Origin of the sequence: Pseudomonas beijingensis, from assembly GCF_030687295.1 — a bacterium.
Lineage (GTDB): Bacteria > Pseudomonadota > Gammaproteobacteria > Pseudomonadales > Pseudomonadaceae > Aquipseudomonas > Aquipseudomonas beijingensis.
Window position 1 is genome coordinate 1,781,259 of the sequence record NZ_CP117425.1, and the last position, 26,755, is coordinate 1,808,013.

A 26,755-nucleotide genomic window follows, 5' to 3' on the forward strand; every position below is an offset into this window, starting at 1 on the left:
TCAGGTTAGCCAGCTCAGTGATGCCCTGTCTGCTGATCCAGGGTCGCCCGTTGGATAGGGCGAGGTGCGGAGTTTACTCAGGTTATGTTGCAGTTTTCCAGAGTCCGCCGAGATCAAAAATGTGGGAGCGAGCTTGCTCGCGATAGCGGTGGGTCAGTCAATACAAATATTGAATGTCAGTCCGCTATCGCGAGCAAGCTCGCTCCCACAGGGTTATTGGTGTTTCACAGGGTATCGGGGTGTTTACCAGGGAATTGTCTCGCCTTTGTAGTTGACGAAGTGATGCCCACCCTTGCCGGCGAAGGCATTGACCTGATCAATCAAGCCACGGGTGCTGGTCTCGACATCGATTTCCGCGCCTTCACCGCCCATGTCGGTCTTCACCCAGCCCGGGTGCAGCGACAGCACGGTCAATGACTGCTCGCCCAACTGGCTGACAAAGCTGTTGGTCATTGAGTTGAGCGCCGCCTTGCTGGCCTTGTACAGCGCCAGTTCCGGCGCGTCGGGCATGGTCACGCTGCCCAGCACCGAACTCATGAACGCCAGCACGCCGCTGCCATCGCGGATCTGGCCGACGAAGCGTTGGGCCAGGTTGATCGGGGCCACGGCATTGGTGAAGAACAACTGGCCGACTTCCGCCAGCGTCGCGCCGCCCGGGTTCTGGTTGTCCGGGCCTTTGACACCGGCGTTGACGAACAGCAGGTCGAAGGTCTCGCCCTTGAGCTGTTGGCTCAGGGCGATGACGGCTTGCTGATCGTCCATGTCGAGCTTTTCGATTCGCACCGGGCCCAGTGCCTTCAAAGCTTCTGCGTTCTGCGGGTTGCGCACGGTGGCGGTCACGTTCCAGCCATCGCTGAGCAGCGTCTTCACCAGGCCGAGGCCCAGGCCCCGGGAGGCGCCGATGATCAATGCGTTTCTTGCCGAAGTCATGAGGGGCATCCTTGAAAGAAAAAGGTCACGGGTTCAATGGACAACGTTGCCCGAGCCGTTGTTTCAGCTCGTGACGCAACGCGTCGAGTTCGGTCATGCGGGTTTCGATCAGGTTCAGCTTGTCTTGCAGCAATTGCGCTACGGCGCAGTCAGGATCCTGCGCCTGCCACAGGGCGGCGACGCTGTTGCCGATTTCGCTCAGGGTAAAGCCCAGGCGCTGGGCCGTCTTGATGTAGAGCACCAGTTGCACCATATCGGCGGGGTAGTGGCGATAGCCGTTGGCGCTGCGCTGCGCTGCGATCAGGCCCCGCTGTTCGTAGAAACGCAGGGTGTCTCGACTGACGGCGCAGGCCTGGGCTAATTCACCGATGCGCATTGTGGAACTCCAGAAGACTTGACCTTGGAGCATACCCCAGGCTTTAGCCTCTTCGCTCCCCCAATTATCTGGAGCAAAGGTATGTGGACTTCAATGCAATATCGCCGGGTGGTGCGCGGCAGCGCCTGGTACGACCTGATCGTGTCGGCCGCGCTGGCTACGCCGTGGAGCTTTGCGGCGCTGCATGGTGTGTTGATGAGCATGACTCAGCTATTTGACCTGCCTGGAGAACTGCCGCCATTTGCGCCGGCGCATCTGCTGATGGTGAATTTGCTGGGCTCGATTGTCTGCGTGTGGGCGGTGCTGCGAATTCGGGATCCGCAGCCGCTGTATGGGCGCTATGACGCGGTGGGGCGGTTTTTGTTTGCGACCTGGATGCTGTATGCATTGCTTCATGGGGCCAATGCGGTGTTGTGGGTTTTCCTGTTTTTCGAGGTGGTATGGGGGCTGGTTCAGGTGTTGCCTGTTCGGGCCTCATCGCGGGCAAGCCTTGCTCCCACAGGTCACTGAAAGTCTGTGGGGCTCATGAGCATCTGTGGGACTCATATGAAAATCTGTGGGAGCAAGGCTTGCCCGCGATAGGTACGCCGCGGTCTATCTCAATGCCCCGCCTGCCAAGGCTGCCCCAGCGATACCGGCGCATACAACCGGGTGCGCACGGCATCCCGGGACAGCAGCACCAGCACCATAATGGTCGCGGCATACGGCAGCATCGCCAGCAGGCTCGATGGAATCGCCAGCCCCAACCCCTGGGCCACCAGGTGCAGGATGCTGGCGAGGCCGAACAGGTAGGCGCCCAGTAGCAGGCGCCACACCCGCCAACTGGCGAACACCACCAGCGCCAGGGCGATCCAGCCACGCCCGGCGCTCATGTTCTCGGCCCACATTGGCGTGTAGGCCAGCGACAGATAGGCGCCGGCCAACCCGGCCATGGCGCCGCCAAACAGCACCGCCAGGGTCCGCACCCGCAACACCGGCAGGCCCATGGCGCTGGCGGCATCGGGGTTCTCGCCGACGGCCTGGATGATCAATCCGGCGCGGCTTTTCATGATCACCCACGCCACCAGGGCAAACAGCGCGAAGGACAGGTAAACCAGCAGATCCTGGGCAAACAGCATCCGCCCGATCAACGGGATGTCACTCAGGTAGGGAATGGCCAGCGGTTCGAAACCCGCCAACGGTTTGCCGACCCAGGCCGCCCCGACAAAGCTCGACAGGCCCACGCCGAAAATCGTCAGCGCCAGCCCGGTGGCCACCTGGTTGGCGTTGAACACCAGCGCCACCAGCGCGAACAATGCCGACAACAGCATCCCGGCGGCCATCGCCAGCAGCACGCCGAGCCAGAGGTTGCCGCTGTTGAACGCGACGATAAAACCGATCACCGCGCCGAACAGCATCATGCCTTCCTGGCCCAGGTTGAGGACGCCGCTTTTTTCGCAGACCAATTCACCCAGGGCCACCAGCAGCAGTGGTGTGCCGCAGCGGACCATGGCGTAGAAAATATTGCTCAACAGGTCGATGTCCATCACAGGGCTCCTGCCTGTACCGCAGTGGTTCGGGCGCGCCGGGTCCAGCGCAGGTTCAGGCGTGGCCGGTAGAGGATCAGCACGTCGCAGGCCAACAGGAAAAACAGCATCATCCCTTGGAACAACTGGGTGATCGCCTGGGGCAGGTTCAAGGACATCTGCGCGCTCTCGCCGCCGATATACAGCAAGGCCATCAACAAGCTGGCAAACAGAATGCCGATGGGATTGAGACGCCCGAGGAACGCCACGGTAATCGCCGCATAGCCGTAGCCCGGCGACACCTGCGGCACCAGTTGGCCGATCGGCCCGGTCACTTCGCAAACACCGGCCAGCCCGGCCAGCGCGCCGCTGATCAACAGCGCCAGCCATACCAGCGGCTTCTGACGAAAGCCGGCGAAACCGGCGGCGCGGGCGTCGAGGCCCAGCACCTTGATCTGAAAGCCAACGAAGCTTTTCTGCAGCAACACCCACACCGCCACCAGCGCCAGCAGGGCGAAATACAGCCCGGCATGGATGCGACCGTCCTCCAGCAGCAACGGCAGGCGACTGGCCTCGCCGAACATCGCCGACTCCGGGAAGTTGAAGCCCGCCGGATCTTTCAACGGCCCGTGAACGCAAAACAGCAGCAGGTTCAGGGCGATGTAATTGAGCATGATGCTGGTCAGGATCTCGTTGGCATTGAAACGCGTGCGCAGCCACGCCGTGAGTCCGGCCCAGGCCGCCCCGGCCAGGGTGCCGGTCAGCAGGATCAACACCAATGCCCAGCGGCTTTGCATGCCGATGATGTTCACGGCCAAGGCGCTGCCGGCCAGGGCACCCAGCAGCAGTTGGCCTTCGGCGCCGATGTTCCAGATTCGCGCCTGATAAGCGACTGCCAGGCCGAGGGCGCACAACAGGATCGGCAAGGTCTTGACCAGCCATTCGGACACGCCGTACAGGTCGCTGATCGGGGCGATCAACAGGGTGTACAGCGTTTGCACCGGGTCATGTCCCAGGGCGATAAACAGCAGCGAGCCACAGCCCAGGGTCAACACGGCGGCCAATAGCGGCGAGCACCAGAGCATCAGGCGCGATTGCTGGCCGCGAGGTTCGAGAGAAAGCAGCATGTAAAACTCCGTTAAACCGGCGCGGGAGCAGGGGATTGAGGGGCGTCGAACTGGCCGGCCATCCAGCCGCCGACGTCGCTGAGGCGGGTCTCGACTGTGGGGCGCAAGGCCGACAGGCGTCCGCCGCACAAGGCACCGAGGCGGTCACTGATCTGGAACAGTTCGTCGAGGTCTTCGGAGATCACCAGAATGGCCGCGCCCGCATCGCGCAGGGCGATCAGGGCGCGATGGATGGTCGCCGCCGCACCGACATCCACGCCCCAGGTCGGGTGCGCGGCCACCAGCAGTTTTGGCTGTTGGAGGATTTCCCGGCCGAGAATGAATTTCTGCAAGTTGCCCCCCGAAAGGCTGCGTGCCGGAGTTCGGGTGTCGGGTGTTTTCACGCCAAAGCGGCGGATGATTTCCTCGGCCAGGTGTTCGACCTGACGGCGTCGAATCAGCCCATGGCTGACCAGGCCCTGTTGGAAAGCGCTGAGCAAGGCGTTATCCGCCAGGCTCAATTGCGGCACGGCGCCGTGACCCAGGCGTTCGGCGGGGACGAATGCCAGTCCGAGCCGACGCCGGGCATCGGGGCGCAGGTGTGCGACAGGTTGTCCGTCGAATCGGATCGTTTCGCCTTGCTGGCGGGCAAGCGGAGTTTCTCCGCTGAGCAACGCCAGCCATTCGTCCTGGCCGTTGCCCGCCACCCCGGCGATGCCGACGATTTCGCCGCTGCAAACCTCAAGGTCAATGTCCCGCAACGAACAGCCGAACGGGTCCGGGTTGTGCCAGGACAGCTTGTTGATGTTCAGGAAGGCTTTGTCTGCGCTGACCTTTGGGTAGTCCGTGATCAGTCCGGCGGCTTCACCAACCATCAATTGCGCCAACTCCCGGTCCGAGCAGTGCGCCGGGGTGCAATGCCCCGAAACCCGTCCGCCGCGCAGCACCGTGGCGCTGTGGCACAACGCGCGCACTTCTCCGAGCTTGTGGCTGATGAACAAGATGCTGCACCCCTCGCTCGCCAGGCGGCGCAGGGTCACAAACAGTTCTTCGGCTTCCGCGGGCGTGAGCACCGAGGTCGGCTCATCAAGAATCAATAGCCGAATGTCCTGCATCAGGCAGCGAATGATCTCTACCCGCTGGCGCTCGCCAATCGACAGGCTGTGGACCAGCCGCTGCGGTTCCAACGCCATGCCGTAGCGCTGGGAAACGTCGCGGATTCGAGATTCCAGCTGTGCTGGCGAACCGGCTGTCGCGCCCATCGCCAAGGCAATGTTCTGCGCAACGGTAAGGGTTTCGAACAGCGAGAAATGCTGGAACACCATGCCGATCCCCAGGCTGCGAGCCTGGGCCGGGTTACGCAGGTTGACGCGCTGGCCTTGCCAGATCACTTCACCCGAATCGGCAGCAGTAACGCCGTAGATAATCTTCATCAGGGTGCTTTTACCCGCACCGTTTTCGCCGAGCAGGGCGTGGATCTCGCCGGGCTGAATGCTCAGGTCGATGGCGTCGTTGGCCAGGCAACCAGGGTAGCGTTTGCTGATCTTGCGCAATTGCAGGCGCGCGGTGGAGTCGGGGTTGGACATGACAGGCTCGGGCCGATGGACAGGAATGCCTGTGGATAAAGCAATTTCCTGGCCATAAGGTCAGGAAATCGCCTTGGGTCTGGGCGCTAGGGCCCTTGCATAGGGGCTGGGCAACTGCGATTGGAAAATTCTGCACCGGGTTGGAGCGCGCAAGTTTTACGCAGGCATAGGTTTGCCCTGAAATGGGTGGTTAAAAATTGAACAAGCGGCCGCGAGCCATGATCTTGTTGGGGCGGGAGGAGCCATGAACGGGTTATCCACAGGTTGCTCCACAGTTATTGTGCGCAAGCCGAAAACTCGGGCATAAGCACTGTGGGGCTTTCTTCTAAAGGTGATAACCCTGTGCAAGCGTTTGTTTTACGGATGGATTTGTTGGATGGGCAGGGCTTTGGACAAAAAATGAACAACCCTCTGAAACCCGCATGACAGAAGGGTTACAGAGGGATGTGCTCAGGTTATCCACAGTCGGGTGCACAGTGGATGTGGGCAAGTTGAACGATTGCGCGATGCCCTGAAAGGTTGCGAACCTCAACGCTCCAACAGGATCCGTCCACGGCTCAGGCCGGCCAGTTGCCTTTGCAAGATTTCGATGTGGGCTTCACCCACGGCCAATTGCAGGTCCACGCCATTGGCGGTGAAGTGTTCTTCATTCACCAGCCCGCCGCACTCGGCGACGCGCAGTTTCACCAGGGGCAGTTCGGCGAATCCGCAGCTACAGTGCAGCGGCACGCGGCTGATCAATTCGATTTTTTCGGCGTTTTGCAGGCATTTGTTCGCGCCGCCGCCATAAGCCCGGGCGAGCCCGCCGGTGCCCAGTTGAATTCCGCCGTACCAGCGAATCACCAGCACCACGACTTGATCGCAGGCCTGGGCTTCGATCGCGGCCAGGATCGGCCGCCCGGCGGTGCCACCTGGCTCGCCATCGTCGTTGCTGCGGTATTGGTCACCGAGTTTCCAGGCCCAGCAATTGTGCGTGGCATCCAGGTCGCTGTGTTGCTCGATGAACGCTTGGGCATCGGCGGGGCTGGTGATGGGCGCGGCGAAGGTGATGAAGCGGCTTTTGCGAATTTCTTCGCGGTACTCGCAAAAACCGGCAAGGGTAAAGGGCATGGCGATCTTAAAGAGTGGGTGTCAGGCCGCAGCCCTTGAGAATGATGCGGATGAGATTGTCACCCGCGTCGATCATGTCTTGCTTGGTCAACTTGCTGCGACCGGTCACGCGACAGATCTGGGTGGCGAAGTCGGCGTAATGCTGGGTGCTGCCCCACAACAGGAAAATAAGGTGCACCGGGTCGATCGGGTCCATCTTGCCGGCGTCGATCCAGGCCTGGAACACGGCCGCCCGGCCATTGAACCAGGCGCGATAATCCTGGTTGAAGTACTCGGTCAGGCATTCGCCACCGCTGATCACTTCCATGGCAAACAACCGCGATGCCTGGGGTTGGCGACGAGAGAACTCCATTTTGGCGCGGATGTAGCGGCTCAAGGCTTCGGCTGGATCATCCTCGGCGGTGAGGGTATTGAAGGTGCTGTCCCACAATTCGATGATGTTGCTCAGCACCGCTACGTACAAGCCGAGTTTATTGGTGAAGTAATAATGCAGGTTCGCCTTGGGCAGCCCGGCCTTGAGGGCGATGGCGTTCATACTGGTGCCTTTGAACCCGTGGCGAGCGAATTCATCTTCGGCGGCCTTGAGGATCGTCTCTTCGTTCTTTTGACGAATGCGACTGGTGGGCTTGCCACTGTGGGCAGGGACTTCAAAGGTCATGGGCGTTTCCGGGCTGGGTCTGTGGGGCAAGCAACTGCGTTGATAGCGCACCGGCATCGATCCGACAAGTGCCATCACACTAAAAGCCAGCTAAACACCTGTGGGAGCGAGCTTGCTCGCGATAGCGGTTAGTCAGTCAGCGGTGATGTGGATGACCTATCGCCATCGCGAGCAAAGGGCGGAGGAGCTCAGCGGGTTGCCGCCAGGCTCTCGAGAAAACTCTCCAGCACCAGGTGAGGCCGGCGGCCCTTGCGCGTGACCGACGCCAGGCTCAGGTCATAGAACCGTGCCGCAGGTTTCAAGGCCCGCAACCGACCTTGCTGGACCCAGAGGCTGGCGTAGTGATCGGGGAGGTAACCGATGTAGCGCCCGGTGAGAATCAGGAACGCCATGCCTTCGCGGTCCGATGCACTGGCGGTGCAATTGAGCGCCTGGTAGTGGGCCTGGATCTCGGCCGGCAGGCGGAACGTGGGGGCGATGGCATCCTGGCTGTTGAGGCGAGCGTCTTCAAGCTGTTGGTCATCGACATAAAACAGCGGATGCCCGACCGCGCAGTACAGCAGCGATCGTTCACTGTACAGCGGTTGATATTCCAGCCCGGACAGCGCGCTGGCCTGGGGAACCACGCCGACATGCAAGCGCCCGTCGAGCACGCCTTGCTCGACTTCGTTGGGGGCGATCATGCGAATCTGGATCTGCACGTCGGGCCCGCGTTCTTTCAATTGCGCCAGGGCGTGGGTAATGCGCATGTGGGGCAGGGTGACCAGGTTGTCGGTCAGGCCGATGGTCAACTCTCCGCGCAAATGCTGGTGCAGGCCGTTGACCTCGGTGCGAAAGCTTTCCAGCGCGCTCAATAACTGCAACGCCGACTGGTACACCTCGCGCCCTTCTTCGGTCAGGGAAAAGCCCGCGCGCCCGCGTTGACACAGACGCAAACCGAGGCGTTGTTCGAGGTCGCTCATCTGCTGGCTGATGGCCGAGCGGCCGATGCCCAGCACGGTTTCCGCCGCGGAGAACCCACCACATTCCACTACGCTGCGAAAAATGCGCAGCAGACGGATATCAAAGTCGCTGACCTGGGCCAGTGGATCGGGACGACGAGTGCTCATAGTTTAGTGATCCACCGACTGAAGGTTACAAAAGTTGGATTTCACCGACTTTATCGCCGTGGCAACTTAGCTGCAAGAACGCTTTCGATCCCCTGTCGCTTATGACCTGCGAGGTTTTGTCGATGAACATGCCCGAACACGCTGCCGGTTCCCTGGCCAGCCAGCTCAAGCTTGATGCTCACTGGATGCCTTACACCGCCAACCGCAATTTCCAGCGCGATCCACGCCTGATCGTCGCGGCCGAAGGCAGTTGGTTGGTGGACGACAAGGGTCGCAAGGTGTACGACTCGCTGTCGGGCCTGTGGACCTGCGGCGCCGGGCACACCCGCAAGGAAATCCAGGAAGCGGTCGCCAAGCAACTGGGCACCCTCGATTACTCGCCGGGCTTCCAGTACGGTCATCCGCTGTCCTTCCAGTTGGCAGAAAAAATCACCAGCCTGACCCCGGGCAATCTCAATCATGTGTTCTTTACCGATTCCGGCTCCGAGTGCGCCGACACCGCGGTGAAGATGGTCCGTGCCTACTGGCGTCTCAAGGGCCAGGCGACCAAGACCAAGATGATTGGGCGTGCCCGTGGTTATCACGGCGTGAACATCGCCGGCACCAGCCTCGGCGGTGTCAGCGGCAACCGCAAGCTGTTCGGCCAGGCGATGATGGATGTCGATCACTTGCCCCACACCTTGCTGGCCAGCAACGCTTATTCCCGTGGCATGCCGAAAGAGGGTGGCATCGCCCTGGCCGATGAGTTGCTGAAGCTGATCGAGCTGCATGATGCGTCCAACATCGCCGCAGTGTTCGTCGAACCGATGGCGGGGTCGGCCGGCGTGCTGGTGCCGCCTGAGGGTTACCTCAAGCGCCTGCGGGAAATCTGCGACCAGCACAGCATTCTCTTGGTGTTCGACGAAGTGATTACCGGTTTCGGCCGCACGGGTTCGATGTTCGGTGCCGACAGTTTTGGCGTGACGCCGGACCTGATGTGCATCGCCAAGCAAGTTACCAATGGCGCGATCCCCATGGGCGCGGTGATTGCCAGCAGCGAGATCTACCAGACCTTCATGAACCAGCCGACGCCTGAGTACGCAGTGGAGTTCCCCCACGGCTACACCTACTCGGCGCACCCGGTGGCCTGTGCGGCCGGCTTGGCAGCGCTGGACCTGCTGCAGAAGGAAAACCTGGTGCAGAGCGTGGCCGAGATCGCCCCGCATTTCGAGAATGCGTTGCACGGTTTGAAGGGCGCGAAGAACGTCATCGATATTCGCAACTATGGCCTGGCCGGCGCGATCCAGATCGCCGGGCGCGATGGCGATGCCATTGTGCGTCCGTTCGAGGCCGGCATGGCGTTGTGGAAAGCCGGGTTCTATGTGCGCTTCGGCGGCGACACCCTGCAGTTCGGGCCTACGTTCAACAGCAAACCGCAGGACCTGGATCGCCTGTTCGATGCGGTCGGTGAAGTGCTGAACAAGCTCGACTGACGCGTCCTTCTCTATAGCTTTCGATAGCGGGCGTCCGGTCACGGGCGCCTGTGGATAATTCTGGAGTCCCCCATGAGCCTCATCCCGCATTTGATCAATGGCGAACTGCTGAGCGACAGCGCTCGCACCGCCGATGTGTTCAACCCGTCCACTGGCCAGGCCATCCATAAGGTGCCGTTGGCTGATCGCGCGACCATCCAGCAAGCCATCGACGCTGCCAAGGCGGCTTTCCCGGCCTGGCGCAATACGCCCGCGGCCAAGCGCGCGCAGGTGATGTTTCGTTTCAAGCAATTGCTGGAGCAGAACGAGTCGCGTATTGCCCAGTTGATTAGTGAAGAACACGGCAAAACGCTGGAAGACGCAGCCGGTGAGCTCAAGCGTGGCATCGAAAACGTCGAGTTCGCCTGTGCCGCGCCGGAAATTCTGAAGGGCGAATACAGCCGTAACGTCGGCCCGAACATCGACGCCTGGTCAGACTTCCAGCCTTTGGGCGTGGTGGCAGGTATCACCCCGTTCAACTTCCCGGCGATGGTGCCGCTGTGGATGTATCCGCTGGCGATCGTCTGCGGTAACTGCTTTATTCTCAAACCGTCCGAGCGTGACCCGAGTTCGACGCTGCTGATCGCCCAGTTGTTGTTGGAAGCCGGTTTGCCCAAGGGTGTACTGAGCGTGGTGCATGGCGACAAGGCTGCGGTGGACGCACTGATCGAAGCGCCGGAAGTGAAGGCACTGAGTTTTGTCGGTTCGACGCCGATTGCCGAATACATCTATGCCGAGGGGACCCGACGTGGCAAACGCGTCCAGGCGCTGGGTGGGGCGAAGAACCATGCGGTGCTGATGCCGGATGCCGATCTGGACAACGCCGTCAGTGCGCTGATGGGCGCGGCGTACGGTTCATGTGGTGAGCGTTGCATGGCGATTTCGGTGGCGGTGTGTGTTGGCGACCAAGTGGCGGATGCGCTGGTAACCAAGTTGGTGCCGCAGATCAAGGCGCTGAAAATCGGTGCAGGTACGTCTTGCGGGTTGGACATGGGGCCACTCGTGACGGGGCAGCATCGCGACAAAGTCAGCGGCTATATAGAAGACGGTGTGGCGGCGGGTGCTTCGCTGGTGGTCGATGGTCGTGGTTTGAGCGTGGCCGGGCATGAGGAAGGTTTCTTCCTGGGTGGCTGCCTGTTTGATCGCGTGACACCGGAGATGCGTATCTATAAGGAAGAGATCTTCGGACCGGTGCTGTGCATCGTCCGGGTCAACAGCCTGGAAGAGGCGATGCAGTTGATCAACGATCACGAGTATGGCAACGGCACTTGCATCTTTACTCGCGACGGCGAAGCGGCGCGGTTGTTCTGCGACGAGATCGAGGTCGGCATGGTGGGCGTCAACGTTCCATTGCCGGTGCCTGTGGCCTACCACAGCTTTGGCGGTTGGAAGCGTTCGCTGTTCGGCGACCTGCACGCCTATGGCCCGGACGGCGTGCGTTTCTATACCCGTCGCAAGGCGATTACCCAGCGCTGGCCGCAACGTGCCAGCCATGAGGCTTCACAGTTCGCTTTCCCTAGCTTGTAATCGGTCAGTGAAGAGGCCGGCGTCCTTGGGCGCCGGCCTCTGTGTTTATGGGGCTTTTTGGCTGATGTGACAGAATTGTGAAAATAGGTGTTGACGGCAGATTCTGGACGTCTATAATTCGCCCCACTTCCGGCGCAGTCGAAACGGAAAACTTCTTGAGATTCAATGAGTTAAGTAAGTTTCGAAGGGGTTTGGCTTCAGTTCATCGAAGCCTGGAAGGAGCAGATAGAGCGGTGTTGTTTGGCTCTATCAGCGGTTCGATCTTCTCGGTCGAAAGCGGTGAAAAAGAGGTGTTGACAGCAGCGAGTAACGCTGTAGAATTCGCCTCCCGCTAACGAGAGATCGGAAGCGCAAGTGGTTGAAGTTGATAAGGAAACTTTGAAAACTTCTAAAAATAACCGCTTGACAGATACACGGGGCGCTGTAGAATGCGCGCCTCGGTTGAGACGAAAGACTCAGCCAACCGCTCTTTAACAACTGAATCAAGCAATTCGTGTGGGGCTTGTGGAGTCAGGCTGCTAGTCAACAGATTATCAGCATCACAAGTTACTCCGCGAGAAATCAAAGATGTAACCAACGATTGCTGAGCCAGTTTAGGGTTTTCTCAAAACCCAAAGATGTTTGAACTGAAGAGTTTGATCATGGCTCAGATTGAACGCTGGCGGCAGGCCTAACACATGCAAGTCGAGCGGTAGAGAGGTGTGCACCTCTTGAGAGCGGCGGACGGGTGAGTAATGCCTAGGATCTGCTGGTAGTGGGGGATAACGCTCGGAAACGGACGCTAATACCGCATACGTCCTACGGGAGAAAGCAGGGGACCTTCGGGCCTTGCGCTATCAGATGAGCCTAGGTCGGATTAGCTAGTTGGTGGGGTAATGGCTCACCAAGGCGACGATCCGTAACTGGTCTGAGAGGATGATCAGTCACACTGGAACTGAGACACGGTCCAGACTCCTACGGGAGGCAGCAGTGGGGAATATTGGACAATGGGCGAAAGCCTGATCCAGCCATGCCGCGTGTGTGAAGAAGGTCTTCGGATTGTAAAGCACTTTAAGTTGGGAGGAAGGGCATTAACCTAATACGTTAGTGTTTGACGTTACCGACAGAATAAGCACCGGCTAACTCTGTGCCAGCAGCCGCGGTAATACAGAGGGTGCAAGCGTTAATCGGAATACTGGGCGTAAAGCGCGCGTAGGTGGTTCGTTAAGTTGGATGTGAAAGCCCCGGGCTCAACCTGGGAACTGCATTCAAAACTGTCGAGCTAGAGTATGGTAGAGGGTGGTGGAATTTCCTGTGTAGCGGTGAAATGCGTAGATATAGGAAGGAACACCAGTGGCGAAGGCGACCACCTGGACTGATACTGACACTGAGGTGCGAAAGCGTGGGGAGCAAACAGGATTAGATACCCTGGTAGTCCACGCCGTAAACGATGTCAACTAGCCGTTGGGAGCCTTGAGCTCTTAGTGGCGCAGCTAACGCATTAAGTTGACCGCCTGGGGAGTACGGCCGCAAGGTTAAAACTCAAATGAATTGACGGGGGCCCGCACAAGCGGTGGAGCATGTGGTTTAATTCGAAGCAACGCGAAGAACCTTACCAGGCCTTGACATCCAATGAACTTTCCAGAGATGGATTGGTGCCTTCGGGAACATTGAGACAGGTGCTGCATGGCTGTCGTCAGCTCGTGTCGTGAGATGTTGGGTTAAGTCCCGTAACGAGCGCAACCCTTGTCCTTAGTTACCAGCACGTAATGGTGGGCACTCTAAGGAGACTGCCGGTGACAAACCGGAGGAAGGTGGGGATGACGTCAAGTCATCATGGCCCTTACGGCCTGGGCTACACACGTGCTACAATGGTCGGTACAGAGGGTTGCCAAGCCGCGAGGTGGAGCTAATCCCACAAAACCGATCGTAGTCCGGATCGCAGTCTGCAACTCGACTGCGTGAAGTCGGAATCGCTAGTAATCGCGAATCAGAATGTCGCGGTGAATACGTTCCCGGGCCTTGTACACACCGCCCGTCACACCATGGGAGTGGGTTGCACCAGAAGTAGCTAGTCTAACCTTCGGGGGGACGGTTACCACGGTGTGATTCATGACTGGGGTGAAGTCGTAACAAGGTAGCCGTAGGGGAACCTGCGGCTGGATCACCTCCTTAATCGACGACCGCAGCTGCTTCATGAGCTCCCACACGAATTGCTTGATTCATTGAAGAAGACGAAAGAAGCAGCCCGAAATTGGGTCTGTAGCTCAGTTGGTTAGAGCGCACCCCTGATAAGGGTGAGGTCGGCAGTTCGAATCTGCCCAGACCCACCAATTTTGTGTGGGAAACGCCTGTAGAAATACGGGGCCATAGCTCAGCTGGGAGAGCGCCTGCCTTGCACGCAGGAGGTCAGCGGTTCGATCCCGCTTGGCTCCACCACTACTGCTTCGATTGTATAAAGCTTAGAAATGAGCATTCCATCGGTTCGATGGTGAATGTTGATTTCTAGTCTTTGACTAGTTCGTTCTTTAAAAATTTGGGTATGTGATAGAAAGATAGACTGAACGTTACTTTCACTGGTAACGGATCAGGCTAAGGTAAAATTTGTGAGTTGCTCTTAGAGCAAGATCGAATTTTCGGCGAATGTCGTCTTCACAGTATAACCAGATTGCTTGGGGTTATATGGTCAAGTGAAGAAGCGCATACGGTGGATGCCTTGGCAGTCAGAGGCGATGAAAGACGTGGTAGCCTGCGAAAAGCTTCGGGGAGTCGGCAAACAGACTTTGATCCGGAGATGTCTGAATGGGGAACCCAGCCATCATAAGATGGTTATCTTGTACTGAATACATAGGTGCAAGAGGCGAACCAGGGGAACTGAAACATCTAAGTACCCTGAGGAAAAGAAATCAACCGAGATTCCCTTAGTAGTGGCGAGCGAACGGGGACTAGCCCTTAAGCTTCTTTGATTTTAGCGGAACGCTCTGGAAAGTGCGGCCATAGTGGGTGATAGCCCTGTACGCGAAAGGATCTTAGAAGTGAAATCGAGTAGGACGGAGCACGAGAAACTTTGTCTGAATATGGGGGGACCATCCTCCAAGGCTAAATACTACTGACTGACCGATAGTGAACTAGTACCGTGAGGGAAAGGCGAAAAGAACCCCGGAGAGGGGAGTGAAATAGATCCTGAAACCGTATGCGTACAAGCAGTGGGAGCCCACTTTGTTGGGTGACTGCGTACCTTTTGTATAATGGGTCAGCGACTTATTTTCAGTGGCGAGCTTAACCGAATAGGGGAGGCGTAGCGAAAGCGAGTCTTAATAGGGCGTCTAGTCGCTGGGAATAGACCCGAAACCGGGCGATCTATCCATGGGCAGGTTGAAGGTTGGGTAACACTAACTGGAGGACCGAACCGACTACCGTTGAAAAGTTAGCGGATGACCTGTGGATCGGAGTGAAAGGCTAATCAAGCTCGGAGATAGCTGGTTCTCCTCGAAAGCTATTTAGGTAGCGCCTCATGTATCACTGTAGGGGGTAGAGCACTGTTTCGGCTAGGGGGTCATCCCGACTTACCAAACCGATGCAAACTCCGAATACCTACAAGTGCCGAGCATGGGAGACACACGGCGGGTGCTAACGTCCGTCGTGAAAAGGGAAACAACCCAGACCGTCAGCTAAGGTCCCAAAGTTATGGTTAAGTGGGAAACGATGTGGGAAGGCTTAGACAGCTAGGAGGTTGGCTTAGAAGCAGCCACCCTTTAAAGAAAGCGTAATAGCTCACTAGTCGAGTCGGCCTGCGCGGAAGATGTAACGGGGCTCAAACCATACACCGAAGCTACGGGTATCACGCAAGTGATGCGGTAGAGGAGCGTTCTGTAAGCCTGTGAAGGTGAGTTGAGAAGCTTGCTGGAGGTATCAGAAGTGCGAATGCTGACATGAGTAACGACAATGGGTGTGAAAAACACCCACGCCGAAAGACCAAGGTTTCCTGCGCAACGTTAATCGACGCAGGGTTAGTCGGTCCCTAAGGCGAGGCTGAAAAGCGTAGTCGATGGAAAACAGGTTAATATTCCTGTACTTCTGGTTATTGCGATGGAGGGACGGAGAAGGCTAGGCCAGCTTGGCGTTGGTTGTCCAAGTTTAAGGTGGTAGGCTGAGATCTTAGGTAAATCCGGGATCTTAAGGCCGAGAGCTGATGACGAGTTACCCTTTGGGTGACGAAGTGGTTGATGCCATGCTTCCAAGAAAAGCTTCTAAGCTTCAGGTAACCAGGAACCGTACCCCAAACCGACACAGGTGGTTGGGTAGAGAATACCAAGGCGCTTGAGAGAACTCGGGTGAAGGAACTAGGCAAAATGGCACCGTAACTTCGGGAGAAGGTGCGCCGGTGAGGGTGAAGCACTTGCTGCGTAAGCCCACGCCGGTCGAAGATACCAGGCCGCTGCGACTGTTTATTAAAAACACAGCACTCTGCAAACACGAAAGTGGACGTATAGGGTGTGACGCCTGCCCGGTGCCGGAAGGTTAATTGATGGGGTTAGCTAACGCGAAGCTCTTGATCGAAGCCCCGGTAAACGGCGGCCGTAACTATAACGGTCCTAAGGTAGCGAAATTCCTTGTCGGGTAAGTTCCGACCTGCACGAATGGCGTAACGATGGCGGCGCTGTCTCCACCCGAGACTCAGTGAAATTGAAATCGCTGTGAAGATGCAGTGTATCCGCGGCTAGACGGAAAGACCCCGTGAACCTTTACTATAGCTTTGCACTGGACTTTGAATTTGCTTGTGTAGGATAGGTGGGAGGCTTTGAAGCGTGGACGCCAGTTCGCGTGGAGCCATCCTTGAAATACCACCCTGGCAACTTTGAGGTTCTAACTCAGGTCCGTTATCCGGATCGAGGACAGTGTATGGTGGGTAGTTTGACTGGGGCGGTCTCCTCCTAAAGAGTAACGGAGGAGTACGAAGGTGCGCTCAGACCGGTCGGAAATCGGTCGTAGAGTATAAAGGCAAAAGCGCGCTTGACTGCGAGACACACGTCGAGCAGGTACGAAAGTAGGTCTTAGTGATCCGGTGGTTCTGTATGGAAGGGCCATCGCTCAACGGATAAAAGGTACTCCGGGGATAACAGGCTGATACCGCCCAAGAGTTCATATCGACGGCGGTGTTTGGCACCTCGATGTCGGCTCATCACATCCTGGGGCTGAAGCCGGTCCCAAGGGTATGGCTGTTCGCCATTTAAAGTGGTACGCGAGCTGGGTTTAGAACGTCGTGAGACAGTTCGGTCCCTATCTGCCGTGGACGTTTGAGATTTGAGAGGGGCTGCTCCTAGTACGAGAGGACCGGAGTGGACGAACCTCTGGTGTTCCGGTTGTCACGCCAGTGGCATTGCCGGGTAGCTATGTTCGGGAAAGATAACCGCTGAAAGCATCTAAGCGGGAAACTTGCCTCAAGATGAGATCTCACTGGGACCTTGAGTCCCCTGAAGGGCCGTCGAAGACTACGACGTTGATAGGCAGGGTGTGTAAGCGCTGTGAGGCGTTGAGCTAACCTGTACTAATTGCCCGTGAGGCTTGACCATATAACACCCAAGCAATTTGTAACTCCAAGCCCAAAGGCAAAGAGACCAGATTGCGGTGTGTGAAGACGAAACGAACCGAAAGTTCGAGATACTCACAAGCAGCACACAAACTATCGCATACCCATTCGCTGGCACGTGACCGCAAGGCACGCACCGGCTACCGAATTTCTTGACGACCATAGAGCATTGGAACCACCTGATCCCATCCCGAACTCAGCAGTGAAACGATGCATCGCCGATGGTAGTGTGGGGTTTCCCCATGTGAGAGTAGGTCATCGTCAAGATTAAATTCCGAAACCCCTATCTGCTGACGCAGGTAGGGGTTTTGTTTTGCCCGCAGGAAAGTTCTTACGACAAGCTCGGACAGCTCCCGGCTGTCACAGCCCCCCGACAGTGCTAAGGTTCTGCCCTAGCTTTTGCATTTTCAAGGATGCCTTTCATGCCGGACGCAACGTCCCTCAGCCCAGCTTTCATGGTGGTTCACGGGAATCGCCTTGATGAACTGCGCAGCCTGGTGATCAGCTTGATGCGGCGCTACCCGCTGGCCCCCCTTGAAAATGAAATCGCGCTGGTACAAAGCAACGGCATTGCCCAATGGCTCAAGCTTGCACTGGCTGAAGACCCGGACGAGGATGACTCCGGCGGCTGCGGTATTGCGGCGGCCATTGATGTGCAACTGCCGGGCAGCTTCATGTGGCAGCTTTATCGAACCGTCCTGGGGCGTGACGAGATTCCGGCCAAGTCCCTGCTGGACAAGGCTCCGCTAACCTGGCGTCTGATGCGCCTGCTACCGCAGTTGATCGAGCAGCCTCATTTCGAACCTCTGCGACGATTCCTTACCCACGACACCGACTTGCGCAAGCGCTATCAGTTGTCCGAGCGCCTCGCCGATCTGTTCGACCAGTACCAGGTGTACCGAGCCGACTGGCTCGAGGATTGGGCTGAAGGTCGACACCAGACACGAAATGTCCGAGGCGAAATCATGCCGCTCGCGCCGGCGAATTGCTGGCAGGCGGAACTGTGGCGCGCCTTGCTGCTGGATGTGGGGGAACAAGGCATGGCGCAAAGCCGTGCCGGCGTACACCAGCGCTACATCGAACGTATCAACAACTTGGACGTGGCTCCGAAAGGTTTGCCGGCGCGGGTCATCGTGTTCGGTATTTCTTCGTTGCCTGCCCAAGTCCTCGAGGCGCTCGCCGGTCTTTCCCGGTTCAGCCAGGTGCTGCTATGCGTGCATAACCCATGTCGCCATCATTGGGCGGACATCGTGGCCGACAAGGACTTGCTGCGTCACCAATACAAGCGCCAAGCACGCAAGACCGGCATGCCCGCGGTCCTTGATCCGCAAACCCTGCATCAACATGCCCATCCGTTATTGGCCGCTTGGGGTAAGCAGGGGCGCGACTATATCAACCTGCTCGATAGCTACGATGACCCCAATAGCTACCGTGCGGTATTTCGCGATGGGCGAATCGACCTGTTCACGGATGGGACCCCCACGACCCTTCTCAGTCAATTGCAGGACGACATCCTCGAGCTGCGTCCCCTGAACGAAACCCGGGAACACTGGCCTGCCGTCGATACGGAGCGAGACGGCTCGATCCGCTTTCATGTGGCCCACGGTGCCCAGCGTGAAGTGGAAATTCTCCATGACCAGTTGCTGGCCCACTTCAGTGCGGATCGGACCCTGCGCCCACGGGATATCATCGTCATGGTCCCGGACATCGACAGTTATGCGCCGCACATTCGCGCGGTGTTCGGCCAGCTCGACAGGAGCGATCCTCGTTTCATACCATTCACGCTGACCGACCAGGGCCAGCGTGGACGTGATCCACTGCTGATCGCCGTCGAGCACCTGCTCAAGCTGCCGGACAGTCGTTTCCCGGTCAGCGAAATCCTCGATCTGCTGGATGTCCCGGCGTTGCGCGAACGGTTTGGCATCGACGAGGCCGACCTGCCGACCCTGCACCGTTGGATCGAAGGGGCAGGCATTCGCTGGGGGATGAGCGCCGAGCACCGTGCCGGGTTGGGCTTGCCCGCGGAGCTTGAGCAGAACAGCTGGCGTTTCGGCTTGCGTCGCATGTTGCTGGGGTACGCCGTTGGCAGTTCGCAGGCCTATGATGGCATCGAGCCCTATGACGAGATCGGTGGCCTGGATGCGGCATTGATCGGTCCGCTGGTTGCGTTGCTGGATGCCCTGGAGGTCGCTCATCAGGAACTCACCCGGCCAGCATCGCCACAGCAATGGGGGGCGCGCCTGCACGACTTGATGCAGCTGTTTTTCCAGGCGAGCAACGAGCATGACGACTATTTGCTGGCCCAACTCGAAGACTTGCGTGAAACCTGGCTGGAAACCTGTGAATCGGTGGGGCTGCACGACGAATTGCCGCTGACGGTGGTGCGTGAAGCGTGGCTGGCTGGGCTGGATCAGGGGCGACTGTCCCAACGCTTCCTGGCCGGAGCCGTCAACTTCTGTACCTTGATGCCAATGCGCGCGATCCCTTTCAAGCTGGTGTGCCTGCTGGGGATGAATGACGGTGATTACCCGCGTGCCCAGCCACCCTTGGATTTCGATCTGATGGGCGGTGATTATCGCCCGGGCGATCGTTCCCGTCGTGAGGATGACCGTTACCTGTTGTTGGAAGCGCTGCTGTCGGCCCGGGAAAAGCTGTACATCAGTTGGGTGGGGCGCAGCATCCGCGACAACAGCGAGCGACCGGCATCGGTGTTGATCGGCCAATTGCGTGATCACCTCGCCAATGGCTGGCGGTTGGCCGATGACAGCAAGCCTCTTCTCGATGCCCTGACCCAGGAGCATCCGCTGCAACCGTTCAGTGCGCGTTATTTCCATCAAGGTGACGAGCTGTTCAGTTACGCCAGCGAATGGCGAATGCTCCACGACACCTCCGATCACACCGACAAAACCCAGGTGCTGGCACCTTACGTCCAGGAAGAACCCTTGGGCCTTGGTCAGTTGCAGGACTTCCTGCGCAACCCCGTCCGCCATTTCTTCAGCCAGCGCCTGAAAGTGTTCTTCGAAGCCATCGAAGCGCCTCTGGCCGATGACGAACCTTTCGTGCTCGACGCGTTGCAACGCTACACCCTGAGTGACAGCCTGCTCGAGGCCGCGTTGATACGCCTGGACCAACCGGATCTGGCCCTGGCCGCCCACGCCCAGAGACTTCAGAACAGCGGCCTGTTACCGATGGCCGGGTTCGGTGAGTGCATGCAGCGTGAATTGATCGAACCCTTGCCGGATCTGCTCCAGCGCTACCAACAGCTTCTGGCGTTATGGCCCACACCGCTGACCAGTGCTGTGCCCGTCAGCCTGCGCTTGCAGGGTGTGAGTGTCGAAGGGTGGCTCAGTGGCCTGCACCAGCGCTCTGACGGTGCGGTCCTCGCCATCACGGCCATCCCCAACAGCATCGGCTCTTCCAAGACCCGCAAGTGGCATCGTCTGATACGACCCTGGGTCAACCATCTCGTGGCTTGCGCTAACGGCTTGTCGTTGACGACGGCGCTGGTGGCCAGTGATGACAGCTTGCTGCTGGCCCCTTTTGAGGAGCCTGTGGCGCAACGGTTGCTGGGCGACATGTTGCTGGCCTGGCAGACCGGTATGCGCCAGCCGCTGCCGATCGCGGTGAAGACGGCTTTCGCCTGGCTCGGTCAGACCGAGCCGATCAAGGCCGAAGCTGCAGCTCGCAAAGCTTATGAGGGCGATGGGCAGACGTTCGAAGGCGAGCGGCGGGAAAACCCGGCCTTGGCTCGACAGTTTCCTGATTTCGGGACCTTGATGGCTGACGAAACATTCCCCGATTGGTGCGATGCGCTTTACCGACCATTGCTCGAAGCACCATGGCGGTCCTTGGTCAGCGAGGAGGCCCGTTCATGAGTCGGCAGGCACCATTGGCCCTGGCGTTTCCGCTACGGGGCAGTCAACTGATCGAGGCCAGCGCAGGTACCGGCAAGACCTTCACTATTTCCGCGCTGTACCTGCGCCTGGTGCTGGGGCACGGTGGTTCGGCGTCCGGTTTTGGCCGCGAGCTGCTTCCGCCGCAAATCCTGGTGGTGACCTTTACGGACGCTGCCACCAAAGAGTTGCGTGAGCGAATTCGCACCCGTCTGGCCGAAGCCGCACGTTTCTTTCGCGACGAGATTCCAGCCCCGGATTCACTGATCGCTGCATTGCGCGATGAGTTCAGTGCTGAGCAATGGCCAGGCTGCGCGAACCGGCTGGACATCGCCGCGCAGTGGATGGACGAAGCGGCCGTCTCGACCATCCATAGTTGGTGCCAGCGCATGTTGCGTGAGCATGCCTTCGACAGTGGCAGCCTGTTTACCCAGACCCTGGAAACCGATCACAGCGAATTGCTGGGCGAGGTCTTGCGCGATTACTGGCGGCTGTTCTGCTATTCGATGCAAGGCGAGGCGCTGAATTGGGTGCGTACCCATTGGGGAGGGCCTGCTGCGCTGTTGCCACGGGTCAGAGGTTTGTTTTCCAGCGAGCGTGGCGACGATGACGGACTTGAGCCGGCTGAACTCATCGCCGCCTCCCTGCAGGAGCGCAGTGCCGCCTTGCTCGATCTCAAGGCGCCGTGGCGACAATGGGCCGTGGAACTGCTGGAGATCTGCCAGCAAGGCGTCGCCAGCAAGTCTGTCGACGGGCGCAAGATGCAGGCGCGTTACTTCGAACCGTGGTTTCAGAAAATCACCGCTTGGGTCGATGATGAAAGCCACGAGTTGCTGGACATCGGCACCGGGTTCACGCGGCTGACACCCGAGGGCATGGCCGAAGCCTGGAAAGGCGAAGTGCCCAACCATCCCGGGCTGGAGGCCATGGCCGGTCTCAAGGCCAGCCTGGATGCGTTGCCCACGCCAGATGCCGCTGTGTTGCAGCATGCCGCGCAGTGGGTTGGGGCGCGTTTCGAGGCAGAGAAGCGTCGCCGCGCCGAGATGGGCTTCGACGACATGCTGCTGCGTCTCGACGCGGCGCTGCAGGCCGACGGGGGCGAGCGTCTGGCGAGCCTGATCCGCGAGCAGTTTCCGGTGGCGCTGATCGATGAGTTCCAGGACACCGACCCGGTTCAGTACCGGATCTTCGAAAGCATCTATCGTATTGAAGACAATGACCCAGAGACCGGACTTTTCCTGATCGGCGATCCGAAGCAGGCGATCTATGCTTTTCGCGGTGCCGACATCTACACCTACCTGCGTGCTCGCGAGGCCACGGCCGGCAGGTTGCATACGCTGGGCACGAATTTCCGTTCCAGCCATGCCATGGTGGGTGCGGTAAACCATATTTTCCAGAAGGCCGAGTCCCGTCTGAAGGGGCGCGGGGCCTTTCTGTTTCGTGAACCTTCGGGCAAAAACTCGGTGCCGTTCCTGTCCGTTGATTCCCAGGGACGCAAGGAGTCCTTGCAGGTGGCAGGACAGGCCGTTGCGGCGTTGAACCTCTGGCACCTGGCGTCGGACCAGCCGCTTTCCGGTGCGCTGTATCGGCAATCCATGGCGGCTGCCTGCGCCAGTGAGATTACGGCATTGCTCAATGGCGGCCAGTCGGGACGCGACGGCTTCACGGTCGATGGCGAAACGCTGCGCGGGTTGCGTCCGGCGGATATCGCCATCCTGGTGCGCGACGGTAAAGAAGCGCAGGCCGTGCGAGACGAGTTGTCTGCGCGGGGCGTGCGCAGTGTCTACCTGTCCGACAAGGATTCGGTCTTCGCATCGCAAGAGGCGCGGGATTTGCTGACCTGGCTCAGGGCCTGCGCCGAGCCGGATGTGGAGCGGCCGCTACGGGCAGCGCTGGCCAGCATCACGTTGAACCTGCCGCTGACGGAGCTGGAGCGTCTCAATCAGGATGAGCTGGCCTGGGAAGCCCGGGTCATGCAGTTCCGCGGTTATCGTACGGTCTGGCGCAGCCAGGGCGTGCTGCCGATGTTGCGACGCCTGCTGCATGATTTCGAGTTGCCCCAGGCCCTGATGGCGCGCAGCGATGGCGAGCGGGTGCTGACCAATTTGCTGCACCTTTGCGAACTGTTGCAGCAGGCCGCCGGTGAACTGGATGGCGAACAAGCCTTGATCCGACATTTGTCCGAGCACCTGGCCTTGTCCGGGCAGGCGGGGGAAGAGCAGATCCTGCGCCTGGAAAGCGATGAGCAGTTGGTTAAGGTGGTCACGATCCACAAGTCCAAGGGGCTTGAATATCCGTTGGTCTTCCTGCCCTTCATCTGTTCGACGAAACCGGTGGATGGCAGTCGATTGCCGTTGCATTACCACGATGAGGCCAACAAGGCGCAGATCAGCCTCAAGCCCACCGCCGAACTGATCGCCAAGGCCGATGACGAGCGTCTGGCCGAGGATCTGCGGCTGCTCTACGTAGCACTGACCCGTGCACAACATGCCTGCTGGCTGGGTGTCGCGGATCTCAAGCGGGGCAACAACAACAGCTCGATCCTGCATGTGTCCGCGCTGGGTTATCTGCTGGGAGGCGGTGTGCCGCTGACCGATTCGGTGGAGCTGAGGCGCTGGCTGGAAGACCTGCAACAAGGCAGCGTCGCGGTGAGTTGCCAGCCGGTGCCCGAAGCCACCGACGAGCGCTATCGGCCGCCGCGTAACGACGCCGTGTTGCTCGAGCCCTTGGTGCCCTTGCGCAAAGCCAGCGAAAATTGGTGGATCGCGTCCTACAGTGCCTTGCGCATCGGCGAAAGCCTGAGCGAAGGTAGCGATGCCGCGCCAGAGAATCCGCAAGCGCAGAAACTGTTCGACGATGAGCGACTGGACCCGGACGCGCCCAGGGAGACCATCGCCGTTAGTGGCGATATCCACCGATTTCCCCGTGGCCCCGGCCCCGGCACTTTCCTTCATGGCCTCTTGGAGTGGGTCGCTGGGGAAGGTTTTTCATCTACGCCGGCGGATATCGAGGATGCCATTGCCCGGCGCTGTAATCGTCGAGGCTGGAAAGGCTGGATCACCACGTTGAGCGACTGGCTGCAGCACTTGATCAAAATGCCCATGCACGTCGGCAACGACCAGGCGCCGGTGGTGCTTGAACACCTGACCCGGTTCCAGGTGGAGATGGAGTTCTGGTTCGCCAGCCACAAGGTCGATGTGCAAAAGCTTGACCAACTGGTTTGCCGGTTCACCCATGGCGGTGTGGCCCGCGTCGCTGCGGAGCCGGTACTGCTCAACGGCATGTTCAAGGGCTTCATCGATTTGACGTTCGAGCACGACGGTCGGTATTACGTGGCCGATTACAAATCCAATTGGCTGGGTGGCGATGACATGGCCTACACCGTACAGGCCATGGAACAGTCGATCCTGGACCATCGCTACGACCTGCAATACGTGCTGTACCTGCTGGCCCTGCATCGCCAGCTCAAGGCGCGGCTCCCCGATTACGACTACGACCGGCATGTTGGCGGCGCGCTCTACCTGTTTCTCCGTGGCACCCGATCAACCAGCCAGGGCGTGTATTTCACCAAGCCGCCACGGGCCTTGATCGAACAACTGGATCGGCTGTTCCAAGGCGCGCCCGAACCCAAGGCCGAGCCGGCGTGGGTACAGGGAGAATTGCTATGAGTCGTTCTTTTGCCGACCTGCTGCCCAAGGCGTCCGACGACGAGAGTCCGGTTGACCTGGCCCCCTTGAGCCGTGCCCAGGACCTGCTGTTGTTACTGACGCGCTGGGTCGAGCGTGGCTGGCTGCGTGCTTTGGACAAAGCCTTCGTGGCGTTCCTCCATGAACTGGCGCCGGACGATGATCCCCTGGTCCTGCTCGCCGCCGCGCTGACCAGTCATCAATTGGGCCACGGGCATGTTTGCCTGGATGTGTTCGAAACCCTCAAGGAGCCGGACTTCGCCCTGTCGCTGCCCGAGGGCGACCTGCAGCCAGGCGCGATGCTGTTGCCCTCGCAAATATTGCAGACACTGGACGGCGTCCATTGGTGCAAGGCCCTGGCGTCCAGCCGGTTGGTGGCCCTGGCTGCGGATGGGAGCGAAGAGGCGCAGCAACGTCCGTTGGTGCTGTCCGGCAAGCGTCTTTATCTGCGCCGCTACTGGGGGTTATGAACGACGGATCGACGAGGCGTTGCGCCAACGACTGATTGACCATGAAGCGGCGCCTGGCGACCTGCGCGAGCGTTTGGACGGACTGTTCGGGCCGGCCAATGCCAACGGCCCGATCGATTGGCAGAAGCTGGCCTGCGCGCTGGCGACCCGCGGGGCCTTCAGCATCGTGACCGGCGGCCCGGGTACCGGCAAGACCACCACTGTCGTGCGCCTGCTGGCGCTGTTGCAGGCACCGGCCGTCGAGACTGGGAAGCCGCTGCGAATTCGCCTGGCTGCGCCCACGGGCAAGGCGGCCGCGCGCCTGACCGAGTCCATCAGCCAGCAAGTCCGGACCCTGGATGTGGATGAGGCTGTGCGCGAACGTATTCCCTGCGACGTCACGACAGTCCATCGTTTGCTCGGCAGCCGTCCGGGCACTCGGCATTTTCGCCACCACGGCGGCAATCGCTTGCCACTGGACGTGTTGGTGGTCGATGAGGCGTCGATGATCGACCTGGAGATGATGGCTAATCTGCTGGATGCGCTGCCGGCCCATGCGCGGTTGGTGTTGCTGGGGGACAAGGACCAGTTGGCTTCTGTAGAGGCCGGTGCGGTGCTGGGGGACTTGTGTCGAGACGCCGAGGACGGTTGGTACAGCCCTCGGACGCGAGCCTGGCTTGAGTCGGTCAGCGGTGAAAACCTGGCGGCCAGTGACTTGCAGCAAGACCTCGACGGCACTCATCCCTTGGCGCAGCAAGTGGTCATGCTCAGGCATTCCCGACGCTTCGGCGAAGGCAGCGGGATCGGTCAGTTGGCTCGCTGGGTCAACCAGCAACAGCCTGAAAAAGCCCGACAGTTGTTGGAGGAAGGGCAGTATGCCGATCTGTCCTACCTAAAATTAACGAGTGAACACGATACGAAGCTGGAAAAACTGTTGCTCGACGGCAAGCCAGAAGGGCCCCAGGGATATCGGCATTACCTGAGCCTGCTGCGGCAGCGCCGCCCGGCCATTTCTCGTCCGCTGGAGGACAGTTGCTGGGCCGATTGGGCCCGGGAAGTCCTGGCGGCTTTCGACGAATTCCAATTGCTTTGTGCGGTGCGTAAAGGCCCGTGGGGCGTCGAAGGGCTGAACCAGCGAATCACCGCTGCGCTGCTCAAGGCCCGTCTTATCGATAGCGATCACCAGTGGTACGAAGGCCGCCCGGTGCTGATGACCCGCAACGACTATGGGCTGGGGTTGATGAACGGCGACATCGGCATCGCCCTCAAGCTGCCCGAGCGTGACGGCCCCGATGCCGGCAAACAGGTCCTGCGGGTCGCCTTCCCGCGCAATGACGGCCAGGGCGGTGTGCGCTTCGTCCTGCCCAGCCGCCTGAATGACGTGGAAACCGTGTATGCCATGACGGTGCACAAATCCCAGGGCTCGGAATTCACCCATACCGCGTTGATCCTTCCGGATGCGCTCAACCCGGTCTTGACCAAGGAACTGGTGTACACCGCCATTACCCGGGGCAAGCAATGGTTCAGCCTGATCGAACCGCGTGGGGGCATCTTCGAGGAAGCGGTCCGGCGCAAGGTCAAGCGCTTGAGCGGGTTGATGCTGGCGTTGGAGCAGGCTGACTGAATCATCAGCTTTTAAGGATTCATGCCCCCGTGGCAATTTTGCCTGTTTGGCTCCAAAGTCTACGTAACACGCTGTCTCGCTGGCTTTTTGGCACTGTGCTATCGTTCCGGCACTTA

13 protein-coding genes, 2 tRNA genes, 3 rRNA genes and 1 pseudogene are annotated in these 26,755 nt (G+C 59.4%); 11 read left to right on the forward strand and 8 right to left on the reverse strand.

The window, feature by feature from the left end:
• Nucleotides 1-243 precede the first annotated feature (243 nt).
• Together PSH84_RS08120 and PSH84_RS08125 are read right to left on the reverse strand one after the other, a co-directional pair.
• Nucleotides 244-930 carry an SDR family oxidoreductase gene (locus PSH84_RS08120; protein WP_122567204.1) on the reverse strand — a complete coding sequence of 229 codons (687 nt, stop codon included), beginning with the start codon at nucleotides 928-930 and terminating at the stop codon, nucleotides 244-246.
• Between the two features lie 25 nt (nucleotides 931-955).
• Nucleotides 956-1,306: a MerR family transcriptional regulator gene (locus PSH84_RS08125; protein WP_122567203.1), complete on the reverse strand. Its 351-nt coding sequence runs from the start codon at nucleotides 1,304-1,306 to the stop codon at nucleotides 956-958.
• A gap of 81 nt (nucleotides 1,307-1,387) precedes the next feature.
• On the opposite strand from PSH84_RS08125, the gene PSH84_RS08130 reads away from it, so the two are divergent.
• Nucleotides 1,388-1,816 (forward strand): hypothetical protein, encoded by a 429-nt coding sequence (locus tag PSH84_RS08130; RefSeq protein WP_305469579.1) that lies wholly within the window; start codon nucleotides 1,388-1,390, stop codon nucleotides 1,814-1,816.
• A gap of 89 nt (nucleotides 1,817-1,905) precedes the next feature.
• On the opposite strand, the gene PSH84_RS08135 is transcribed toward PSH84_RS08130, so the two are convergent.
• The 6 genes from PSH84_RS08135 to PSH84_RS08160 form a co-directional block, all read right to left on the reverse strand.
• Complete coding sequence (locus PSH84_RS08135; protein WP_122567201.1) at nucleotides 1,906-2,832, reverse strand: ABC transporter permease; 927 nt, start codon at nucleotides 2,830-2,832, stop codon at nucleotides 1,906-1,908.
• The gene (locus tag PSH84_RS08140) at nucleotides 2,832-3,938 is read right to left on the reverse strand and encodes an ABC transporter permease (protein ID WP_305482552.1); all 1,107 of its coding nucleotides are present in this window, start codon (nucleotides 3,936-3,938) and stop codon (nucleotides 2,832-2,834) included. Before PSH84_RS08140 ends, PSH84_RS08135 begins: the two co-directional genes overlap by 1 nt.
• 11 nt (nucleotides 3,939-3,949) lie before the next feature.
• Nucleotides 3,950-5,503: an ABC transporter ATP-binding protein gene (locus PSH84_RS08145; protein WP_305482554.1), complete on the reverse strand. Its 1,554-nt coding sequence runs from the start codon at nucleotides 5,501-5,503 to the stop codon at nucleotides 3,950-3,952.
• Between the two features lie 528 nt (nucleotides 5,504-6,031).
• A complete protein-coding gene (locus PSH84_RS08150) occupies nucleotides 6,032-6,613 on the reverse strand; it encodes an IMPACT family protein (protein ID WP_122567198.1) in 582 nt (193 codons plus the stop codon).
• A 7-nt stretch (nucleotides 6,614-6,620) separates the two neighbouring features.
• Nucleotides 6,621-7,271 (reverse strand): TetR/AcrR family transcriptional regulator, encoded by a 651-nt coding sequence (locus PSH84_RS08155; protein ID WP_122567197.1) that lies wholly within the window; start codon nucleotides 7,269-7,271, stop codon nucleotides 6,621-6,623.
• A gap of 188 nt (nucleotides 7,272-7,459) precedes the next feature.
• Entirely contained in the window at nucleotides 7,460-8,380 is a 921-nt protein-coding gene (locus tag PSH84_RS08160; RefSeq protein WP_122567196.1) for a LysR family transcriptional regulator, read from the reverse strand.
• Nucleotides 8,381-8,502: 122 nt separating this feature from the next.
• Between PSH84_RS08160 and aptA the strand changes: the two genes are divergently transcribed.
• From aptA to recD, 10 genes and pseudogenes are all read left to right on the forward strand, one after another.
• A complete protein-coding gene (aptA, locus tag PSH84_RS08165; RefSeq protein WP_060739305.1) occupies nucleotides 8,503-9,852 on the forward strand; it encodes an omega-aminotransferase AptA in 1,350 nt (449 codons plus the stop codon).
• A 72-nt stretch (nucleotides 9,853-9,924) separates the two neighbouring features.
• Nucleotides 9,925-11,418: a CoA-acylating methylmalonate-semialdehyde dehydrogenase gene (locus PSH84_RS08170; RefSeq protein WP_305482556.1), complete on the forward strand. Its 1,494-nt coding sequence runs from the start codon at nucleotides 9,925-9,927 to the stop codon at nucleotides 11,416-11,418.
• Between the two features lie 623 nt (nucleotides 11,419-12,041).
• Nucleotides 12,042-13,572 (forward strand): 16S ribosomal RNA (locus PSH84_RS08175).
• Between the two features lie 81 nt (nucleotides 13,573-13,653).
• A tRNA-Ile gene (locus PSH84_RS08180) sits at nucleotides 13,654-13,730 on the forward strand.
• Between the two features lie 30 nt (nucleotides 13,731-13,760).
• Nucleotides 13,761-13,836 (forward strand) — tRNA-Ala (locus PSH84_RS08185).
• A 245-nt stretch (nucleotides 13,837-14,081) separates the two neighbouring features.
• Nucleotides 14,082-16,970 (forward strand): 23S ribosomal RNA (locus PSH84_RS08190).
• Nucleotides 16,971-17,138: 168 nt separating this feature from the next.
• Nucleotides 17,139-17,254 (forward strand): 5S ribosomal RNA (gene rrf, locus PSH84_RS08195).
• The 16S, 23S and 5S rRNA genes sit together here with 2 tRNA genes alongside, the layout of an rRNA operon.
• Nucleotides 17,255-17,409: 155 nt before the next feature.
• Complete coding sequence (gene recC / locus PSH84_RS08200) at nucleotides 17,410-20,862, forward strand: exodeoxyribonuclease V subunit gamma (RefSeq protein ID WP_305482558.1); 3,453 nt, start codon at nucleotides 17,410-17,412, stop codon at nucleotides 20,860-20,862.
• Nucleotides 20,859-24,548, forward strand: a complete 3,690-nt coding sequence (gene recB / locus PSH84_RS08205; RefSeq protein WP_305482559.1) for an exodeoxyribonuclease V subunit beta — start codon at nucleotides 20,859-20,861, stop codon at nucleotides 24,546-24,548. Before recC ends, recB begins: the two co-directional genes overlap by 4 nt.
• Nucleotides 24,545-26,639, forward strand: a pseudogene (gene recD, locus PSH84_RS08210) (exodeoxyribonuclease V subunit alpha). The gene recB and the pseudogene recD overlap by 4 nt, the downstream one beginning before the upstream one ends.
• Nucleotides 26,640-26,755: the final 116 nt, after the last annotated feature.

Coding starts and splice junctions, on each gene's coding strand:
- PSH84_RS08120 (WP_122567204.1), bottom strand. CDS start 930: ATGACTTCGGCAAGAAACGCATTGATCATCGGCGCCTCCCGGGGCCTG.
- PSH84_RS08125 (WP_122567203.1), bottom strand. CDS start 1,306: ATGCGCATCGGTGAATTAGCCCAGGCCTGCGCCGTCAGTCGAGACACC.
- PSH84_RS08130 (WP_305469579.1), top strand. CDS start 1,388: ATGTGGACTTCAATGCAATATCGCCGGGTGGTGCGCGGCAGCGCCTGG.
- PSH84_RS08135 (WP_122567201.1), bottom strand. CDS start 2,832: ATGGACATCGACCTGTTGAGCAATATTTTCTACGCCATGGTCCGCTGC.
- PSH84_RS08140 (WP_305482552.1), bottom strand. CDS start 3,938: ATGCTGCTTTCTCTCGAACCTCGCGGCCAGCAATCGCGCCTGATGCTC.
- PSH84_RS08145 (WP_305482554.1), bottom strand. CDS start 5,503: ATGTCCAACCCCGACTCCACCGCGCGCCTGCAATTGCGCAAGATCAGC.
- PSH84_RS08150 (WP_122567198.1), bottom strand. CDS start 6,613: ATGCCCTTTACCCTTGCCGGTTTTTGCGAGTACCGCGAAGAAATTCGC.
- PSH84_RS08155 (WP_122567197.1), bottom strand. CDS start 7,271: ATGACCTTTGAAGTCCCTGCCCACAGTGGCAAGCCCACCAGTCGCATT.
- PSH84_RS08160 (WP_122567196.1), bottom strand. CDS start 8,380: ATGAGCACTCGTCGTCCCGATCCACTGGCCCAGGTCAGCGACTTTGAT.
- aptA (WP_060739305.1), top strand. CDS start 8,503: ATGAACATGCCCGAACACGCTGCCGGTTCCCTGGCCAGCCAGCTCAAG.
- PSH84_RS08170 (WP_305482556.1), top strand. CDS start 9,925: ATGAGCCTCATCCCGCATTTGATCAATGGCGAACTGCTGAGCGACAGC.
- recC (WP_305482558.1), top strand. CDS start 17,410: ATGCCGGACGCAACGTCCCTCAGCCCAGCTTTCATGGTGGTTCACGGG.
- recB (WP_305482559.1), top strand. CDS start 20,859: ATGAGTCGGCAGGCACCATTGGCCCTGGCGTTTCCGCTACGGGGCAGT.